The organism is Chamaesiphon sp. OTE_8_metabat_110, from assembly GCF_031382685.1.
Taxonomy (GTDB): domain Bacteria; phylum Cyanobacteriota; class Cyanobacteriia; order Cyanobacteriales; family Chamaesiphonaceae; genus Chamaesiphon.
Genome location: NZ_JANMZA010000170.1, coordinates 1 through 3,288, shown reverse-complemented (window position 1 = coordinate 3,288; position 3,288 = coordinate 1). Strand labels below are relative to the sequence as shown.

General features: G+C 44.9%; 5 protein-coding genes. 1 reads left to right on the top strand and 4 read right to left on the bottom strand.

From position 1 onward, the window contains the following. From RMO52_RS06125 to RMO52_RS06110, 4 genes are all read right to left on the bottom strand, one after another. Positions 1-495 (bottom strand): DUF1016 N-terminal domain-containing protein (locus RMO52_RS06125; protein WP_310411918.1); only part of this gene is annotated, 495 nt, incomplete at its 3' end. 64 nt (positions 496-559) lie between these two features. Continuing rightward, positions 560-1,150: a hypothetical protein gene (locus tag RMO52_RS06120; RefSeq protein ID WP_309742035.1), complete on the bottom strand. Its 591-nt coding sequence runs from the start codon at positions 1,148-1,150 to the stop codon at positions 560-562. 44 nt (positions 1,151-1,194) lie between these two features. Continuing rightward, positions 1,195-1,851: a Fic family protein gene (locus RMO52_RS06115; RefSeq protein ID WP_310411915.1), complete on the bottom strand. Its 657-nt coding sequence runs from the start codon at positions 1,849-1,851 to the stop codon at positions 1,195-1,197. After that, positions 1,851-2,123, bottom strand: coding sequence for a hypothetical protein (locus tag RMO52_RS06110; protein ID WP_310411912.1), 273 nt, complete (start codon positions 2,121-2,123; stop codon positions 1,851-1,853). The genes RMO52_RS06115 and RMO52_RS06110 overlap by 1 nt, the downstream gene beginning before the upstream one ends. Before the next feature lie 585 nt (positions 2,124-2,708). On the opposite strand from RMO52_RS06110, the gene RMO52_RS06105 reads away from it, so the two are divergent. Next, the coding region (locus RMO52_RS06105; RefSeq protein WP_310411909.1) for a hypothetical protein at positions 2,709-3,288 on the top strand (580 nt) is incomplete at its 3' end.

Below are 3,288 nucleotides of genomic sequence, written 5' to 3'. Positions count from 1 at the left end.
GTCTGGCGGTAAAGTTGCTTCAAAGTTAGTTACGGCTTGACCCTGGCGTTGATATAGTTGGCTTTCAATCTGGATTGTCAGGATATTCCGAGACCAACCATTAATCGTCACCTGCTGTGCGTACCAAAGTCTGGCATTATCATCCTTAACCCGACCTAGCAGAATGAGATTATGCCCCCAGGGAATTTGTGCAACAAGCTGTTGCACAAATTCATTCTCTGGATAAGCTTCTGCAAATGCTCGCATATATTTGAGATTACGACTAGATAGCCCTTTGAGTTCAGGGAACTCCTCTCGCAAATCCCGAGAGAGCCTGTCGATGACTTTTGCACCCCAACCTTGCTGGGACTGCCTCAATAGAATTTCTTTCCCAATTTGCCAGTAGAGCAGAATCAACTCCTGATTGACAGCTAAAGCTGCCCGAAGTTGACTGGTACGAATCCGCTGTTTGAGACTGATGAGGAGTTCTTGATATTCAGTGCTGAGTCGATCCATGCAGGTTTGAGGGTATTACCGTTTGCAAGCGTTGTTGTGGGGAAATTCAATCAGCTACCTTAAATTACTCTTCAGGACACTCAATCCCAATCGATTGAATTCTCAAATCGCAAATTTCTTTGAATACTTCTAACTTTTCGAGATCGGTAGCAGCTTGAAAAATCTCAGCAACTGAGATCGCGGCTTTACTTTTAGGTTTTGCCATAGCCTGTTCTTGCAGATCTTCGGTACGTCTGGGCACAAAAATAATAAAGTCAGCAGGCCGATAGCAATCTGAATCTCTTGCTGACTGAATCTTTACTTCTAGCTCCTCTCTAGTGCTGGCAGAGTGAATGATTCTACCATCCTCAAATAAAATCCACTTTCCGCCATGTTCTTTTACTAGCACATTTAAGCAGTCACGAAAATGACCGCATTGTTTCTGTAAATAATTTTCAGATTCTAAATGTAGAAAGAGATTATAAATAGAGTAAGTAATTCCCTCTCCTCGATCGTCCTTCCCATGTATCAACAATCTTCTGGAAGTTTTACCCCGATTGAGATCGTACATCCGATCTTCAAAACTTATAGCTTCCGACATAGCTTCTAATTCTAGACCTTGAAACTCTCTCTTTGTCTTAGAATTAGAAATAATAGCACTGATTCTATCGTTCATTTCTATAAAATCTCCCAATAATTAAATTAAAAATACTGCTGCATCTATTCTTCTCCAATCGTTGTTTCGCCTAACCCTTTTAACGACTTCAATGCCGATATTGACTGTTTGCGTTCTACTGCATCTCGGATAAACGGCTTGAGATAGAGATCGAGATGTCCCTGTTCGGGATCGTTGAGTTCTTTTGTTAGTGCAACTAAATAGTCTGTCTTATCAGTTTGCCCCCAATCTATACTTATTCTCGCCCTACATGCCAGTTCTGCATGAAGCACCATAATAGTCCGTCCATTGCCGTCTAGAAATGGATGTGCATGAGCTAGCAGTCCCATTACTTCTCCAGGTCGTTCGCGCATAAACGCTAAATCTTGACCCCGATCTAAAGCATATTCGCCAGCACGTCTGACATCTCGTGGATGGGCAAACATCCGCTCGTAGCCACCCTTAGTAATGTTGAGATCGGGAGCCGTTGCCAATCTGTCTTCACCAGCCCAAGGGTAGATATCCCCAAACAGAGTCTGATGGATGCTCAGAATATGCTTGTATTCGATAAATTGAGTACTTGCCAAAGTCGCGATCGCACGACTGAGATTTTTCTTGAATGACTTTTGTTCGAGTGCCTTAACTGCCGCAACGTCTTTACTACCATATAAATTCCGCAGGTAGCCTCGCGCCTCAAAATCTCGAAACGGGTCGAAGGTCATTATTTTCGCTCGTGCAAGTACTGAAGATGCAGCAATCCGTTGTCCTTGCCCGTAAGAATTCCTGCCCGATCTAGTTCGAGCAACAGCAGCTCTGTCTCATCTAATTCGACCTCCGCATCAGAAAGTCGTGAGTATGTATCTGCTAACTCATCAAGTTGTGTTGTCTGGTAGGTAATGTCATGTTGTCCTGCCAGCAGCTCTATCTGCTGTTGAGCTGTTAAGTCAGCGATTGCTGTCTCAGACGGCAAGCCGTTCGTGCGAACTGTGGTCATATTTAGGGGAAGGGGGAAAGGGGAAAGGATAGAGAGAATAGTTGGTGGCTAAGGTAATCCAGAGCGCGACGCGCTAAACCCCTTTCCCCCTTTCCCTTTAACCTTTCCCCCATCATAGCACTAGCAGACACTCAGACAATCTTGTCTAATTCTCGTCTAACATCTGGAAATGCTTCTTTTCCGATGTTCGATTTCACGATTTCACGACCGAATGCCTGTTTCAGCCCCCGATCCCCACCAAAATTGAATATTCCCTCGAACAGGGGGATTCGTAAGCGACAGGATACGAGCAAAAACCTGCAAGATGAGCCTCAAAGCCTTGTTCTGTCTAGATGTAGCGATCTCCAGGATACTTGTAAAATCGTGCCACGAAAGCTTGAAACGCAGATGGAGCAAGCTTTACGCTCTTAGCGTACTATTTTCCCAATTTGGGGCGAGCGAGTGAAAGATATGCTGGACAATGTTTTCACCCTTAACCCAGTTTTCGGTTCGGCTGTTTTCGACACTTTTTTCTAGTTTTTTTGTTAAAAACCTGGAAAATAGCTTAAAATTTAAGATAGCGACTAGTATTCCATTCTTCGTGCGATGAAAACCCTAACCAAGACTGAATCTATCCGCCAACGGATTCTTGCTGGTGGGGAAAGATTTTGGAACCATCAAGATTTAGCCGACTATCCCTCAGCCACCATTGCTAAAACCTTCACCCAATTGGTTAAAGAAGGTATCCTCCAACGCATCAGCAAGGGACATTATTACCACCCTCGCCCCACTCGATTCGGTTACAGCCAACCAGTTCGATCTGAACTCCCCTACCAACTCACTCAAACCCGCGTCTATCCAGCCGGAGTAAATGCCGCTAATTTACTCGGATTTACGACTCAAAATGCGATCGATGGGACTTTTGCCACCACTGCGAGTAGTCTACCGACAGCTTGGTTGGGACAAAGAGCCAAACTATTTACCCGTCGTCCGAGTACCTGGGAGTATTTATCGGCTACCGAAGCAGCCTTACTAGACTTTTTACGATCGCGAGGGGAATGGAGCGACTTATCACCAGCAGAGACGAACCAGCAACTACTGAATCACTTTCGAGTCCTTAGAAGATTCGAGCGATTAGTCGTAATCGCTCATGCCGAACCGCCGAGAGTTCGAGCGATGCTAGGGG

What these genes read in the sequence shown, in the direction of transcription:
- RMO52_RS06110 (WP_310411912.1), bottom strand. Translation starts at nt 2,123, where the DNA reads ATGACCACAGTTCGCACGAACGGCTTGCCGTCTGAGACAGCAATCGCT.
- RMO52_RS06115 (WP_310411915.1), bottom strand. Translation starts at nt 1,851, where the DNA reads ATGACCTTCGACCCGTTTCGAGATTTTGAGGCGCGAGGCTACCTGCGG.
- RMO52_RS06120 (WP_309742035.1), bottom strand. Translation starts at nt 1,150, where the DNA reads ATGAACGATAGAATCAGTGCTATTATTTCTAATTCTAAGACAAAGAGA.